The organism is Acinetobacter sp. TGL-Y2 (genome assembly GCF_001612555.1).
Classification (GTDB): domain Bacteria; phylum Pseudomonadota; class Gammaproteobacteria; order Pseudomonadales; family Moraxellaceae; genus Acinetobacter.
Map to the genome: position 1 here is coordinate 2,685,990 of NZ_CP015110.1, position 14,407 is coordinate 2,700,396.

General features: G+C 40.9%; 13 protein-coding genes. 6 read left to right on the forward strand and 7 right to left on the reverse strand.

Annotated elements, in window-relative coordinates; translation table 11 throughout:
• Positions 1-112: 112 nt before the first annotated feature.
• Positions 113-1,948 (reverse strand): translational GTPase TypA, encoded by a 1,836-nt coding sequence (gene typA / locus AMD27_RS12770; protein WP_067661180.1) that lies wholly within the window; start codon positions 1,946-1,948, stop codon positions 113-115.
• Positions 1,949-2,121: 173 nt separating this feature from the next.
• On the opposite strand from typA, the gene AMD27_RS12775 reads away from it, so the two are divergent.
• The 3 genes from AMD27_RS12775 (at position 2,122) to AMD27_RS12785 (ending at position 6,048) form a co-directional block, all read left to right on the forward strand.
• A complete protein-coding gene (locus AMD27_RS12775; RefSeq protein ID WP_067661182.1) occupies positions 2,122-3,492 on the forward strand; it encodes a uracil-xanthine permease family protein in 1,371 nt (456 codons plus the stop codon).
• 65 nt (positions 3,493-3,557) lie between these two features.
• Positions 3,558-4,583, forward strand: coding sequence for a class I SAM-dependent methyltransferase (locus AMD27_RS12780; protein ID WP_067661184.1), 1,026 nt, complete (start codon positions 3,558-3,560; stop codon positions 4,581-4,583).
• Between the two features lie 10 nt (positions 4,584-4,593).
• A complete protein-coding gene (locus AMD27_RS12785; protein ID WP_067661186.1) occupies positions 4,594-6,048 on the forward strand; it encodes an amino acid permease in 1,455 nt (484 codons plus the stop codon).
• 93 nt (positions 6,049-6,141) lie between these two features.
• Here AMD27_RS12785 and AMD27_RS12790 read toward each other — a convergent pair whose 3' ends face one another.
• Positions 6,142-6,603: an OmpA family protein gene (locus AMD27_RS12790; protein ID WP_067661188.1), complete on the reverse strand. Its 462-nt coding sequence runs from the start codon at positions 6,601-6,603 to the stop codon at positions 6,142-6,144.
• 163 nt (positions 6,604-6,766) lie between these two features.
• Entirely contained in the window at positions 6,767-7,777 is a 1,011-nt protein-coding gene (gene omp38, locus AMD27_RS12795) for an outer membrane protein Omp38 (protein ID WP_067661190.1), read from the reverse strand.
• A 369-nt stretch (positions 7,778-8,146) separates the two neighbouring features.
• Between omp38 and AMD27_RS12800 the strand changes: the two genes are divergently transcribed.
• The 3 genes from AMD27_RS12800 to AMD27_RS12810 all read left to right on the forward strand — a co-directional run bounded on the left by AMD27_RS12800 (position 8,147) and on the right by AMD27_RS12810 (position 10,581).
• The gene (locus AMD27_RS12800) at positions 8,147-8,680 is read left to right on the forward strand and encodes a GspH/FimT family protein (protein WP_067661192.1); all 534 of its coding nucleotides are present in this window, start codon (positions 8,147-8,149) and stop codon (positions 8,678-8,680) included.
• A 123-nt stretch (positions 8,681-8,803) separates the two neighbouring features.
• Complete coding sequence (locus AMD27_RS12805) at positions 8,804-9,979, forward strand: thiolase family protein (protein WP_067661194.1); 1,176 nt, start codon at positions 8,804-8,806, stop codon at positions 9,977-9,979.
• A 152-nt stretch (positions 9,980-10,131) separates the two neighbouring features.
• Positions 10,132-10,581, forward strand: coding sequence for a VOC family protein (locus tag AMD27_RS12810; protein WP_067661196.1), 450 nt, complete (start codon positions 10,132-10,134; stop codon positions 10,579-10,581).
• 66 nt (positions 10,582-10,647) lie between these two features.
• Here the strand turns inward: AMD27_RS12810 and AMD27_RS12815 are convergent, their stop codons facing one another.
• The 4 genes from AMD27_RS12815 to AMD27_RS12830 form a co-directional block, all read right to left on the reverse strand.
• A complete protein-coding gene (locus AMD27_RS12815) occupies positions 10,648-11,133 on the reverse strand; it encodes a DUF934 domain-containing protein (RefSeq protein WP_067661198.1) in 486 nt (161 codons plus the stop codon).
• Complete coding sequence (locus AMD27_RS12820) at positions 11,126-12,769, reverse strand: nitrite/sulfite reductase (protein ID WP_067661199.1); 1,644 nt, start codon at positions 12,767-12,769, stop codon at positions 11,126-11,128. The genes AMD27_RS12815 and AMD27_RS12820 overlap by 8 nt, the downstream gene beginning before the upstream one ends.
• Before the next feature lie 268 nt (positions 12,770-13,037).
• Entirely contained in the window at positions 13,038-13,547 is a 510-nt protein-coding gene (locus tag AMD27_RS12825; RefSeq protein WP_067661201.1) for a DUF1543 domain-containing protein, read from the reverse strand.
• 22 nt (positions 13,548-13,569) lie between these two features.
• Complete coding sequence (locus AMD27_RS12830; protein WP_067661203.1) at positions 13,570-14,295, reverse strand: CPBP family intramembrane glutamic endopeptidase; 726 nt, start codon at positions 14,293-14,295, stop codon at positions 13,570-13,572.
• Positions 14,296-14,407 lie beyond the last annotated feature (112 nt).

Here is a 14,407-nt window from a genome sequence, read left to right on the forward strand (position 1 = left end):
ACTCAGAATTGAATTTTTTTAATAGGGTTAATTGCCAATTCTAAACAAAAAAGCCATCAACGAATTGATGGCTTTTTTGACTAAACATAGTCCATGTTCATAATTTTAAAAATTATTTACCACGGTTACGCTTACGTTCGCCTTCTGTCAACCAACGTTTACGGATACGGATTGATTTAGGTGTTACTTCAACTAATTCATCATCTTGAATAAATTCAAGTGCTTGTTCAAGCGTGTATTCAATTGCTGGAACTAAAGTTAAAGCTTCGTCTGTACCAGATGCACGTACGTTCGTTAACTGCTTCGCCTTCGTTGGATTCACAGCCATATCGTCAGAACGTGAGTTAATACCGATGATCATGCCTTCGTAAACTTCTAACTGTGGACGAGCAAATAGACGGCCACGGTCTTGTAACGTAAACAATGCATAGCCCAAGCATACGCCTTGAACCATTGACACTAAGACACCGTTTTGACGTTGCGCAACAGTACCTGCTTTCGCTGGACCATAATGCGAAAAGCTTGACGTCATAATCCCTGTACCAGAAGTCATGGTTAGGTATTCAGAACGGAAACCAATTAGACCACGTGAAGGAACAGTTGCTTCAATACGGATACGACCTTTGCCGTCAACTTCCATATTGGTCATTTCACCTTTACGGAAGCCCATTTGTTCCATTACGAAACCTTGATGTTGTTCTTCAACATCAAAAGTCACGTTCTCAAAAGGCTCTTGAGTTTGACCATCAACTTCTTTCATGATCACTTGCGGACGAGAAACACCCATCTCGAAGCCTTCACGACGCATATTTTCAATAAGAACTGAAAGGTGAAGTTCACCACGACCAGATACTTTGAAACGATCTGGAGAATCAGTGTCTTCAACACGTAAAGCTACGTTGTGGATCAATTCGCGGTCTAGACGTTCACGGATATTACGTGAAGTCACGAATTTACCTTCTTTACCAGCAAATGGTGAGTTGTTTACTTGGAATGTCATGGTCACTGTAGGCTCATCTACAGACAATGGCGGTAAAGCTTCAACATTTTTCGGATCACAAATCGTGTCAGAAATGTGAAGTGCATCAATACCGGTAATACAAACGATATCACCTGCATTTGCTTCTTCAATATCAACGCGATCTAAACCATGGTAACCCATAATTTTTAAGATACGGCCGTTACGTGTTTTGCCTTCTTTATCAATCACAGTCACTTGTGTGTTCAATTTTACTGAACCACGTTGAATACGACCAATACCTATAACACCAACGAAGCTATTATAGTCAAGTGAAGACACTTGCATTTGGAACGGGCCATCAACGTCAACTTTTGGTGGCTCAACGATATCAACGATGGTTTGGAACAATGGCGTCATGTCATCAGCAAGTTCTTCTGGAGAAGGACCAGCAACACCACGAAGACCAGATGCATAAACAATTGGGAAATCTAACTGTTCGTCAGAACCACCTAAGTTATCAAACAAGTCAAAAACTTGGTCAATTACCCAATCAGGGCGTGCGCTTGGCTTGTCTACTTTGTTAATAATAACGATTGGTTTTAAACCACGTGCGAACGCTTTTTGCGTTACAAAACGCGTTTGTGGCATTGGACCTTCTTGAGAGTCAACAAGAAGCAATACACAGTCAACCATTGACATTACACGTTCAACTTCACCACCGAAGTCAGCATGTCCTGGGGTATCCACGATGTTAATGCGGTATTCCGTGTTTGTACGCGCGTCTGTCCATTTAATTGCAGTGTTTTTTGCAAGAATGGTAATACCACGTTCACTTTCAATAGCGCCAGAATCCATGACACGCTCAATCTCACCCGCGCGATCACCGAGTGCACCTGATTGTTGCAAAAGTTTGTCTACAAGAGTAGTTTTACCATGATCGACGTGCGCAATAATGGCGATGTTACGGAGAGTTTTAATATCTGACATGTAAATTCAATGCGTATGTAATTTGAGGGCAAATTATACAGAAAATTCCAGACTTTTGACAGTGACAGTTTATTGACAATCACATTTTTTTTTGACAAATGACATCCTTTTCGTTTTGTAAAGCTGTGTATCTCGATTAGAATAGCGCCATTCTGCCAAAACTATGATGACTAATGTCTGATTTAAACACACCTTCAGAGCAAAATAAGCAATTAGATTTGGTTTACGGTCTGAATGATCGTCCGAAACCTTTTGTTGCATTTTTAGCCGCTTTTCAACATCTCCTCGCGATTATTGTCCCTATTGTTACACCCGGTTTACTGATTTGCTTGGCTTTGGGTGTCTCAAAAGAAGACACCAATATGATTCTTTCCATGTCATTGGTGATCTCAGGCATCGCAACCTTCCTACAATGTAAAAAAATCGGTCCATTTGGTGCAGGTCTTTTAATTGTTCAAGGCACCAGTTTTAACTTCATTGGTCCAATCATTGGTATTGGTTCAGCAATGGTCGCAGCAGGCACACCTGTTGAATCGGTCATGGCGGCTATTTTTGGTGTAGTGATTGCAGGCTCGTTCATTGAAATGGGTGTATCTCAGATTTTGCCGTGGATTAAAAAGCTGATTACACCGTTAGTGACCGGCATTGTGGTGTTGTTGATTGGTTTAACCTTAATTAAGGAAGGTTTAATCAGCATGGGCGGTGGCTATCAAGCCATGAGCAATAATACCTTTGCCAATGCCGACAACTTAGTCATGTCATGTACTGTTTTGGCATTGATCATTATTTTAAATCGTATTCGTGTGACATGGGTAAAAAGCTCAGCCATTTTAATTGCATTGATTGTCGGTTATACGGTAGCGGGTTTTATGGGGCATTTGGACTTTTCAGGTCTTCATGATGCACCGCTAATTCAAGTGCCCACACCAATGCACTTTGGTTTAGACTTCTCTTGGAGTTTGTTTATTCCTATGGCTTTTATTTACCTCGTCACCTCTTTAGAGGCCATTGGGGACATCACTGCAACATCTAAACTTTCAAATCAGCCTGTAGACGGTCCTCAGTGGATGCAACGTATTAAAGGCGGTGTGTTAGTGAACGGTACAAATTCATTATTAGCGGGTATTTTCAACACTTTCCCAAGTTCAGTATTTGCGCAAAATAATGGCGTGATTCAACTGACAGGTGTTGCCAGTCGTTACGTTGGTATTTGGATTGCAGTGCTTTTGGTTATTTTAGGGTTATTCCCTGCTGTTGCTGGCGTGATTCAAGCTGTGCCTCAAGCGGTTCTTGGTGGCGCTGTGATGGTGATGTTCGGTGCAGTTGCCGCCTCTGGGATTAACATTCTTTCGGGTGTTCATTTAGATCGCCGTGCGCTTCTCATCATTGCGATTTCATTGGCACTGGGTTTAGGTGTAGCACAAGTTCCACAGATTTTAGAGCACCTTCCTGAACTATTCCGCAACATCTTTAGTTCGGGCGTTGCGACGGGCGGTATTGCTGCATTACTTTTAAATATTATTCTTCCTGAAACGAAGAAATAATTTCATTTCAGTTACAGCACTGCCCAGCATTGTCTGGGCATCGTTGTTCAATGGAGAGATAAAATATGGATCCTAGAAGTGAAGTTGTCATTCGACAGCATGATTATCTTTCTGGGCGTGTATTACTGATTAATGCACCGACCGATGATTTATTATCTAATCTAGGCGAAAATATCCAAGCCTCGGTATGGACTTGGAATTTTAACGAATATCAGTATTTTCAAAAGCTAGAAGCCAATGTTCATTTTGGTATTGAGTTACCTGAACATGATTTTAATCAAGCGATTATTTTTGTACCAAAATCAAAAGAGCTGTTGAACTATATTTTGCATTATGCGGTCGAGCGCTTAGGCTTAGGTGCATCAGTGTTTTTGGTCGGCGAGAAAAAAGCGGGCGTTGAACGTGCATCGAAGCAGTTAACCCCGTATGGACAAACCACAAAACTTGACAGTGCGCGTCACTGTCAAATGTGGCATTTGAAGGTCGAAACACTACCTAAAGCTCGTACGACTGCGGACTGGGCGCAAGTGTATCCTGTAGCAACACCCAATGGTGAAATCGAGATTTGTTCATTACCCGGTGTATTTAGCCAAAATCGTTTAGATATAGGCACAGCCGTTTTACTGCCGGAGCTGACCAAAATGACTTCGGGTAAGATTGCAGATTTCGGTTGCGGTTCTGGTGTAATTAGTGCATTTTTAGCCAAGCTAAACCCTAAAAATCGAATTTTTGCGATGGATGTCGATGCATTTGCTTTAGCATCAACCCGAATGACTTTTGAAAAAAATAATTTAGCACCCGAACAACTGGAAATTAAAGCGGTTACAGGTATTGAAGATGCCCCCTTGTTTCTTCATGCCATTGTAAGTAATCCCCCTTTTCATTCTGGAATCCAAACCGACTATAATGCAAGCGAAAGTTTATGCAAGACTTCACGCCGTCATTTGAAATCTGGTGGGGAGCTATGGATTGTGGCAAACCGTTTTTTAAATTACCCAACATTAATTGAGCAAAACTTTGGTCAGTGTGTGACCAAGGCGGATCAACAAGGCTTTAAAGTGCTATTCGCAAGTACTCAAAAGAAATCATAAGGAACACACGATGAGCGAAACAGGTCAACTTAAGCGCAAGCTTGGAGCGCGCCATCTCAATATGATCGCCATTGGTGGTTCTATTGGTACGGGCTTATTCCTCGCTTCAGGCGCAACAATTGCTAATGCAGGTCCTGGCGGTGCACTACTGGCCTACTGCTTAATTGGAATCATGATTTATTTCTTGATGACCAGTTTAGGTGAGCTTGCAACGCACAATCCAACTTCAGGTGCTTTTTTCACCTATGGTACAAAGTACATTGAAGGTGGTTTTGGTTTCGCCCTCGGTTGGAACTATTGGTATAACTGGGCGATTACCGTGGCTTTCGAATTGGTTGCCGTCCAGTTCATCATGAAGTTTTGGTTCCCCGATATTCCCGGTGTTTATTGGAGTGCCATATTCCTTGCGATTGTTTTTGGGATTAATGCCTTAACGGTTAAAGGCTTTGGCGAAAGTGAATTCCTGTTCTCTTTGGTCAAAGTTATTGCGATTGTGATCTTCATTGTGATTGGTATCGCAATGATTGCCAAAATCATGATGACACCCGGTATGGTGACATTTAGTAACTGGACCAAAGGTGAAGCACCCTTTGTTGGGGGGTTCCAAGCGCTGATTGGTGTAGCTATGATCGCTGGATTCTCATTCCAAGGTACTGAGATGGTTGGTGTTGCGGCAGGTGAATCTAAAGATCCGAAGAAAACCATTCCGATTGCGATCAAGCAAATCTTCTGGCGTATTTTATTGTTCTACGTGGTGTGTATTTTCATTATCGGGACATTGGTGTCTTATGATGATCCACGACTATTGCAAGCTGCATCAGATGAAAATATTGCACTTTCACCGTTTACTTTGCTTTATGAACAAGCAGGTTTTGCCTTTGCAGCCAGTTTAATGAATGCGGTTATTTTAACGGCTATCTTATCTGCGGGTAACTCGGGCATGTATTCATCAACCCGTATGCTGTTTGATATGGCGCGTGAAGGTCGTGCTCCAAAATGGTTCGCTAAACTCGATATGCGCGGCGTACCAATGAATGCTTTATATGCAACGACGGCTGTTGCTGCACTGTGTTTCCTCACGACTTTTATTGGTCAACAAGAAGTCTTCAACTGGCTACTCAATATGTCAGGCATGTGCGGCTTTATTGTTTGGCTCGGTATTGCCATTTCACACTACCGCTTTCGTAAGGGCTATCTTGCGCAAGGCAATAAACTTGAAGATTTGGCCTATACTGCAAAGTTCTTCCCATTTGCTCCGTGGTTTGCATTCATTTTATGTACCATCGTTGTATTAGGTCAAAACTACCAAGCGGTTATGGAAGGTCAATGGCTGAGTGTTTTATCGACTTATATCAGCATTCCTTTGTTCTTGGTCATTTGGTTAAGCTATAAATGGAAGCATAAAACCAAGCTTATTCCCTATGATCAAATGGATGTTCAACCCATGAACATCGACAAAGAATAAGTCATTTAGAAAAAAACAGCCTGCGGGCTGTTTTTTTGTGACTTTATTTTATAAGAGTCAATCGCTTGCAATAAAATTTGAATTATAAATATCTTACTGAATTTTTAAAGTCGCACTCACACGGCGGTTGTTAGCACGCCCTTCAGCAGTGTCGTTGCTGTCTATCGGTTTTGCAGAGCCAGCACCCAGTGTTCTCACCTGCTGCGGATTCACGTTATAGTCTAAAACCAGTTTATTGCGTACCGAATTTGCACGCTCAAGCGAGACTTTTTTATTGCGCGCTACAGAACCTGTACTATCAGTATGCCCTTCAAGCTCCAAAATAAAATTACTGTTTTGTGCAAGACCTTGAGCCGCTGCTGCTAAATACGCATGATATCTTGCTTCAACTTGACTTGAGTTGCGATCAAAATAAATAGACACACCATTCTTTAATTCATTCAGCACTTGTTGAGATGCAGCATCCTGCTTCGACACCTGAGTATCAACAACGTTAGAGGTACAGCCTGCGGAAATAATCGTAGCAGCCAGAATGGTAAATATAATTTTTTTCATAATAAACTCTTATTTTTGATCTTAAAATGTATTTATGGAAAATATAGCATAGATTATTTTTAAACTTAATTGGATAACTCTAATTCACGCAAAATAGAGAGAAAAAAAACGACTCCGAAGAGTCGTTTTTTTATTCAGTTTTACTCAAAAACTTGAGTTAAACTTATTGAGCAACAACAGTACGGCTACCAGAGATCGTCGCGAATACACGACGGTTCATAGCACGACCTTCTTTAGTGTTGTTGTCAGCAATCGGTTGATCCCATGCGAAACCTTGAGTTGCTAAACGAGCAGCATCAACATTGTATTCGCTTACAAGAGCAGATTTAACTGAGTTAGCACGAGCCAATGATAAACGTTCGTTTAGTGCACGTGGACCTGTGTTATCTGTGTGACCTTCAATACGAGCAGTCGCATTCGGGTATTCAGCTAACTTTTCAGCAACTTTAGCAATTTCTGGCTTGTATTGATCTTTGATGTTTGATTTGTTGGTATCAAAGAACACACGAAGTTCCATGTTCAAATCTTCAGTCAACTCTTGTGGAGCTGGAGCTACTGGAGCTGGCTCTACAGGAGCAACTTCAACAACAGCTGCAGCAGGTTTCAAGTGACCACCAAGAACTACGTTAAGACCAGCCAAAGCTGTGTAGTTCCAGAAATCTTCATCGATGTTATAAGTTGCACGCGCTTCAGTACGTAGAGACAAAGCATCGTTTAAGCGCCAGAAAGCACCAAGACCTGCATTACCTAAAGTACCTTCGTCGTCACCTTTAGCAACGCCATCAAACTCGTATTTGTAGTGACCAGCACCTAAAAGTACGTATGGCTTGATTTTGCTGTCATAGTTTTGAGTGATCAAATCAGAAGTAGCATAGAAGTTACCATTGATTTGAGTTTGTTTATACTCAGCGCCAGCGATAGGATCGATATCACCTTTAACTTGGTTATATTCAGCTTCAAAACCTAACCAAGGTGTTAATTCGATGCCAAGTGCAGCACCAACGAATAAATCGTCTTGTAACTCAGGACCAGAAGTTAAATGGTCAACACCGTTGTTGTGTTTAGAGTCTTGAAAAGTGTAACCGACCATTAATGGTGTAACGGTTACGCCAGCGTTAGCAGCAGCTAAAGGTGCAGCAACAAGCATAGCAAGTGCGATACGACTCAATTTCATGGATATCCTCCAGAGATAAAAATTGTTGTTCAAGCTCAGCCTAAAATATTAGGGCTTCCTGAGATAAGCTTTTTTATACCCCAGTATTTTTTTTAAGCTACTCACGTTGAATCATACAAACACTGGAAACATTTTCCAAGTGCTTGATTACTTTAATCAAGTAAATTATTGACAAAATTACTTACAATTTCCGTTGTAATTCGGTAATTTTTCACTCAATTTCTTCTTGTGAATAACTTATCTTTTCATTGCTGTTATATTAACAGCAATCAGAAACGATAGTAATCATTTTTTACGGTGTTATCTCCGGATAAAAAATAAAAAAATTATTATTAAATTCAAACAATTAAAAAATAAAAGTAGCCAAAAATGTATTTAGATTGTAAACAACGCGCTTTTACGATGATTGAACTGGTCATTATTATCGCTATTATTTCAATTATTGCCACGATAGCCCTGCCCAATTTTCATAACTTTCGAGAGAAACAAGAAGTCTCTCAACTGCACGCTGTGATCCGTCAGCATGTTCAACTTGCCAAAAATACAGCGAAGGTTTATCAGACCCGCGTGGTCATCTGTTCAACATCCAATATGACTCAATGTGAAAATGATCAGTGGAATAGCGGCATTCTGGTTTTTTCAGATTTAAACAACAATAAAAGTATTGATGCCACTGAGCGTGTTCATCAAGTCACTCAGACCAATTTTAAATACGGATCTTTAAGGTGGGATGGCGGAGCAACCAGTCCTAAAACGGTCACATTTCAAGGTGATACAGGCTTACCGCTGGGTTCACCAGGTTCATATCGTTATTGCAGTTTTAAAACCAATCATAACCATCGCCGTATTCCAATTAGTCCTATGGGACATACCCGTATTGAAAATATCAGTACGTGTGAATAGAGCTTAACTGATCAGTCTACATCTAGATCCAGAATAGGCTTTATTCAATTGCAATTTTCAATATACTGCTAGTGTTTGGACAATTAGATTAAAAATTGATTAGAAAATATTGGAGAAATAACAATGACTGACATCGTGATTGTCAATGGTGCCCGTACTGCAATGGGTGGTTTTCAAGGTAGTCTTGCCAGTGTGACCGCCCCACAACTCGGCTCTATTACGATTAAAGAAGCGATTGCACGTTCGGGCTTGCAAGCATCCGATGTTGAAGAAGTGATTATGGGCTGCGTACTGCCTGCGGGTTTAAAGCAAGGCCCTGCACGTCAAGCCATGCGGCTTGCTGGACTACCTGATTCAACAGGTGCGGTAACCATTAATAAACTCTGTGGTTCTGGCATGAAAGCTGTGATGCAAGCGGCAGATATGATTAAAGCAGGTTCTGCAAGTATTGTGGTTGCTGGTGGTATGGAGTCCATGACCAATGCTCCGTATCTATTACCAAAAGCGCGTGGCGGTTTCCGCATGGGTCATGGTGAAATTAAAGATCACATGTTCCTAGATGGTTTGGAAGATGCTGAAACAGGTCGTTTAATGGGTTCATTTGCCCAAGATATGGCGAATACACGCGGCTACACACGCGAGCAAATGGATGATTTCGCCATTCGTTCATTAAAACGTGCACAGAACGCAATTACTGAAGGCTATTTTGCCGATGAAATCGTGCCTGTACCTGTTTCAAGTCGTAAAGGCGATGTGATTGTTGATAAAGACGAACAGCCGTTTAATGCCAATATCGATAAAATTCCGACACTCCGCCCTGCCTTTGCCAAAGACGGAACCATTACCGCAGCCAATGCAAGTTCAATTTCAGATGGTGCCTCTGCTCTTGTTTTAACGTCAATTGAAAATGCGACAACCAAAGGTTTAAAGCCTTTAGCGAAGATTGTAGCCTACGCATCAAACTCTCAACATCCATCTGAGTTTACCATTGCGCCAGTGGGCGCTATTCAAAAAGCGCTGGACAAAGCAGGCTGGACGGCTTCTGAGGTTGATCTTTGGGAAATCAATGAAGCTTTTGCCATGGTCACCATGTGTCCAATTGATGATTTCAAACTCGATGCTGAAAAAGTCAATATTCATGGCGGTGCGTGTGCGCTCGGTCACCCTGTTGGCTCTACAGGTTCTCGTATTATTTTAACCTTGATCCATGCCCTAAAACGTACAGGTGGTAAGCGTGGTATTGCGGCGTTATGTATTGGTGGTGGTGAAGCAACTGCTGTAGCGATTGAGTTGATCTAGGTCTGATTTCATTTTAAATTATAAATTGTTGCAATTAAATCCTCACCCATTGGTGGGGATTTTTACTTACAAATTCATATGTATTGCCCACATTTATTTTCGTCTTGTTTTGTTAGATTCAATCTTTCAGAGAATAAAAATGGGTTTACATTATGCAGCTCAATCACTATCTCAATTTTCAAGGCGAAACTGAAGTCGCTTTTAAATTTTATAAATCAGTGTTTGGTGGTCAATTTTCTAATCTGACTCGTTATGGTGAAATACCGCCTGAAGAAGGCATCACGCTATCTGAAGCAGAGAAAAATCTTATTCTTCATGTATCACTTCCTATCAATGAGTTTACTGAATTGATGGGCTCCGATATCAATGATCAATTTTGTGTAAATCACAATATCGGTTTCAGCAAAGGTAATAATCACTCTATCTCGATTAATCTTAATGCCCATGAACAAGAGGATGCACAACGTTTATTTGACGCCTTATCGATCAATGGTCAAATTGAAATGCCCTTAGAAAAAACATTTTGGGGTGCGCTATACGGTGCTTTTACCGATCAGTTTGGCATTAAATGGATGATTAACTGTCAGCTTGAAGAAACTTAATTCATTCACTAAAAAGATGAAAAAGCCTCCAATCGGAGGCTTTTTCATACTTATAACTCAAGCTGATTAAGCCCCAGTTTGATAACTTGCTTGTGCAACCGCGGTTGACGCTTGATATGGGTTTTTAAAATCATTTAAGCCCGCAGCAGCTTCTTGAATGTCTTTACCTTCTTTAATCACAAAACTATCAAAGCCTGAACGCTTTAAATAGTTCAAAACATCTTTGAAGATATCACCAATTGCACGAAGTTCACCTTGGAAACCTTGACGGCGTAAAAGCGCAGCAAAAGAATAACCACGACCATCGTTAAAGCCTGCAAATTCAATAAAAATGGTATCTAACTGATCGAGTGGGTATTGATTGACTTCTGGCGAATCATCAACCGTGATCAAAAGACCCTTTTTACCTGAGATATTGGCCAATTGATCCAATTGCGCAGTAGTTAAAACCACATCACCTTGTGGTAGCACACTATCTTCAGCAATCACTTGATAGGTATTGTCTGCAATCGTTCCATCTTTAGACAGGACTTGAAGTGCTATATTAAGCATATGCGCGCTCCTTAAAGGGTTGAATGCCGACACGACGATAAGTTTCAACAAATTCTTCACCTTCTTGACGTAAATCGAGATAGGTATTTAAAATTTCTTCTACGACGTCAGGTATACGATCTGCTGCAAATGATGGGCCTAAAATATCGCCAATTGAAGCATCATGGTCGGCATTGCCACCTAAAGTGATTTGGTAGAACTCAGCGCCTTTTTTGTCCACACCCAAGATGCCAATATTACCGACATGGTGATGACCACAGGCATTCATACACCCTGAGATATTCAGATCTAATTTACCTAAGTTGTAAATGGTATCTAAGTCATCAAAACGACGTGAAATCGCTTCTGAAATGGGAATTGATTTTGCATTTGCAAGTGAACAGAAGTCCCCTCCTGGACAGCAAATGATATCGGTAATAAAACCAATATGCGCGCGTGCCAAGTTATTGGCTTCAAGCGTTTGCCAGACCGCAAATAAATCTTTTTGTGGAACATCGACAAGTGAAATATTTTGTTCGTGCGTGGTACGTAGCTCACCGAATGTGTATTGATCTGCAAGATCTGCAATCAAGTTCATTTCTTCAGTGGTCATGTCACCCGGTGCAATACCAGTGCGTTTTAGGGAAATGGTCACAATACGATAACCTGTGACTTTATGCGCATTGGTGTTGATATTGAACCACTGTTTGAATTTCGGATATTGTGCAAACTGCTCCGTGAAGTCTTCATCTGCATAATCTTGATAATCAAACGGGGTAAATTCCTCATCTAATTTTTGCAGAATTTCAGGCTGAATTTTCAACGTCTTAATCGTATGTTCAAACTCAGCTTCAACCTTCTCAGCAAACACCGCAGGCGTTAAAGCTTTCACTAGAATTTTAATACGCGCTTTGTATTTGTTGTCACGGCGACCATGTAAGTTATACACACGAAGTACCGCTTCAAGGTAAGCAATCAAATCTTCGCGTGGTAAGAAATCACGAATAAAACTACCAATGATTGGAGTACGACCTAAACCGCCACCGACTTTGATTTTATAGCCTATTTCGCCCGCTTCATTTTTGACAATGTACACACCAATATCATGGAATGACACCGCAGCACGATCGGTCTCTGCCAATGCCGACACCGCGATTTTAAATTTACGCGGTAAGAAAGCAAATTCCGGATGGAAGGTTGACCATTGACGAATCAATTCGCAGGTTGGACGTGGGTCAGCAATTTCACCCGCCACAACACCTGCATATTGGTCAGTGGTGGTATTACGAATACAGTTACCAGACGTTTGAATCGCATGCATTTGAACAGATGCCAGTTCTTCTAGCATATCCGGTACATTTTCTAGTGCAGGCCAGTTAAACTGAATGTTTTGACGTGTTGAGACATGGGCATAGCCACGGTCAAACTCTTTTGCCAAACTTGCGATTTTGCGCAGTTGCTTTGAGTTCATCAAACCATAAGGTACTGCAACACGGAGCATCGGTGCATAACGCTGCACGTATAAACCATTTTGCAGACGTAATGGACGATACTCATCTTCCGTGAGTTTTCCAGCTAAATAACGTTCCGTTTGATCACGAAATTGTGCAACACGTTCATTGACCAGTTGCTGGTCGAAATCAGTATATAAATACATGGCGTACAGCTAGTAGTTTAATTATAACGGCTCACAGCATAACGATTAATCAACTATCAATAAAATGTGTTTTTTACATATTTAATAGCTGTTTTATTGATAAGGATTCGATATCTGTTTATTTTACAAGGTCTTTTTAGCCAAACGCTGCTTGATTCGAGCAATTGATCCAATTTTCAATTAGATATCACGATTTCAGCTAAGCCAACTGCCGATAAAATCCAATATTGAACACAGATGTAATGCACTATGCTTATGCACTCAAAAGTTAAATTTGCAGATAAGTATTTTCCCAATGGTTCGGCTCAAACTCACCTTCCACCAATTCGACATAACGCCCATAGACTTGATCAATCGCAATACAATCATCGACCTCTAACACGCGATCAGTATGTTGTTTTTGCCAGTGTGTGGCAAAATAGGCTTTGCCACGCTGTTTTGCGACCATTGCATTTTGTGCAACCACCAACACGTAGCGATGCAGCTCGCCAAATTCACGGGCGTCATAACCGCCTAAATTAATGAGAAAGAGTTTTTGATTGGATGGATTCGGTGCTGCGTCGACAAACTGTAAGCGGTATTTTACACCTTCAAAGGCCACACCATGAATTTGCGCCCAAGCATCAATATGTAACCCTTTTCGCTCACCAAACCATGCATTTTTTAGTTGTGGGTAAGTCTGTTCAAGTGATTCACCCACAGCAATAACCACATCATGTACTTCTGTATTGGCACGTGCATGACGACCACCCAGCATGACGATAAAAAGACTTGGCATCATATTCCCCTAATAACTTCCATCAGACAGCAGCTAAAGTTTGTAGTATTTCTAAAACAATCACAGCGCCCAAAGATAATACGGCATTATTCACAAAGTGAATCAACAGCACATGCCAAATATTACGTGTCCATAAATAAATGAGATTTAAAAATAATCCTGCTGCCATAAAGCTCACTGTAGCGACTAAATTGCCATCGAAATTATGATAATGAATCAGCCCAAATAAAACTGAGTTCATCAGTACTAAAACCACACGCCAAAGCCAGGGTTTTACAAACAAATTTTGCAACAGTGTATAGCGAAAGATGATGTCTTCTAGCAGCGCCGTAAATAAGGGTCCCAAACTAATAATAATCAAACTGACAAAGGCGATCTGACTCGGATCAAGTTGATTTTGATTTGGCTCAACTGTGCCCACGGGTAGTACACTTCGCGCTAAAGAAATGATCATTTGAAGCATCACAGCACCAACGATAACCAACAGATTTGACCGCCAGAATGCCTGCTTATACTTCTGCCAATGTTCAATCAACATGGTCTTATACAACGTACAGACGATGATAAACAGTATGCCTCGAAAAACAGTATCACCTATTGCAGTATTGACTGAACTGCCAAACATGGACTCCAGCAAATAACCATTGAGAAAAATAAGTGGAATAATACATAGGGCAAATGTGTCTCTCCATTGCCAATGAATATGTGTTGGAAAGTGTTCGGCACGTACCACATCGGTAAAAGTCATTTTATAGATCGAATAAGTGTTAAATTTTGCGTATTGTGTCGATCGTGAGCTTTTCGATCTATATGATTTTTGTTTGTATTGTTAAACTCCATTCGTAGAAAAGCCCCATCAA

Coding starts and splice junctions, on each gene's coding strand:
- typA (WP_067661180.1), bottom strand. CDS start 1,948: ATGTCAGATATTAAAACTCTCCGTAACATCGCCATTATTGCGCACGTC.
- AMD27_RS12775 (WP_067661182.1), top strand. CDS start 2,122: ATGTCTGATTTAAACACACCTTCAGAGCAAAATAAGCAATTAGATTTG.
- AMD27_RS12780 (WP_067661184.1), top strand. CDS start 3,558: ATGGATCCTAGAAGTGAAGTTGTCATTCGACAGCATGATTATCTTTCT.
- AMD27_RS12785 (WP_067661186.1), top strand. CDS start 4,594: ATGAGCGAAACAGGTCAACTTAAGCGCAAGCTTGGAGCGCGCCATCTC.
- AMD27_RS12790 (WP_067661188.1), bottom strand. CDS start 6,603: ATGAAAAAAATTATATTTACCATTCTGGCTGCTACGATTATTTCCGCA.
- omp38 (WP_067661190.1), bottom strand. CDS start 7,777: ATGAAATTGAGTCGTATCGCACTTGCTATGCTTGTTGCTGCACCTTTA.
- AMD27_RS12800 (WP_067661192.1), top strand. CDS start 8,147: ATGTATTTAGATTGTAAACAACGCGCTTTTACGATGATTGAACTGGTC.
- AMD27_RS12805 (WP_067661194.1), top strand. CDS start 8,804: ATGACTGACATCGTGATTGTCAATGGTGCCCGTACTGCAATGGGTGGT.
- AMD27_RS12810 (WP_067661196.1), top strand. CDS start 10,132: ATGCAGCTCAATCACTATCTCAATTTTCAAGGCGAAACTGAAGTCGCT.
- AMD27_RS12815 (WP_067661198.1), bottom strand. CDS start 11,133: ATGCTTAATATAGCACTTCAAGTCCTGTCTAAAGATGGAACGATTGCA.
- AMD27_RS12820 (WP_067661199.1), bottom strand. CDS start 12,769: ATGTATTTATATACTGATTTCGACCAGCAACTGGTCAATGAACGTGTT.
- AMD27_RS12825 (WP_067661201.1), bottom strand. CDS start 13,547: ATGCCAAGTCTTTTTATCGTCATGCTGGGTGGTCGTCATGCACGTGCC.
- AMD27_RS12830 (WP_067661203.1), bottom strand. CDS start 14,295: ATGACTTTTACCGATGTGGTACGTGCCGAACACTTTCCAACACATATT.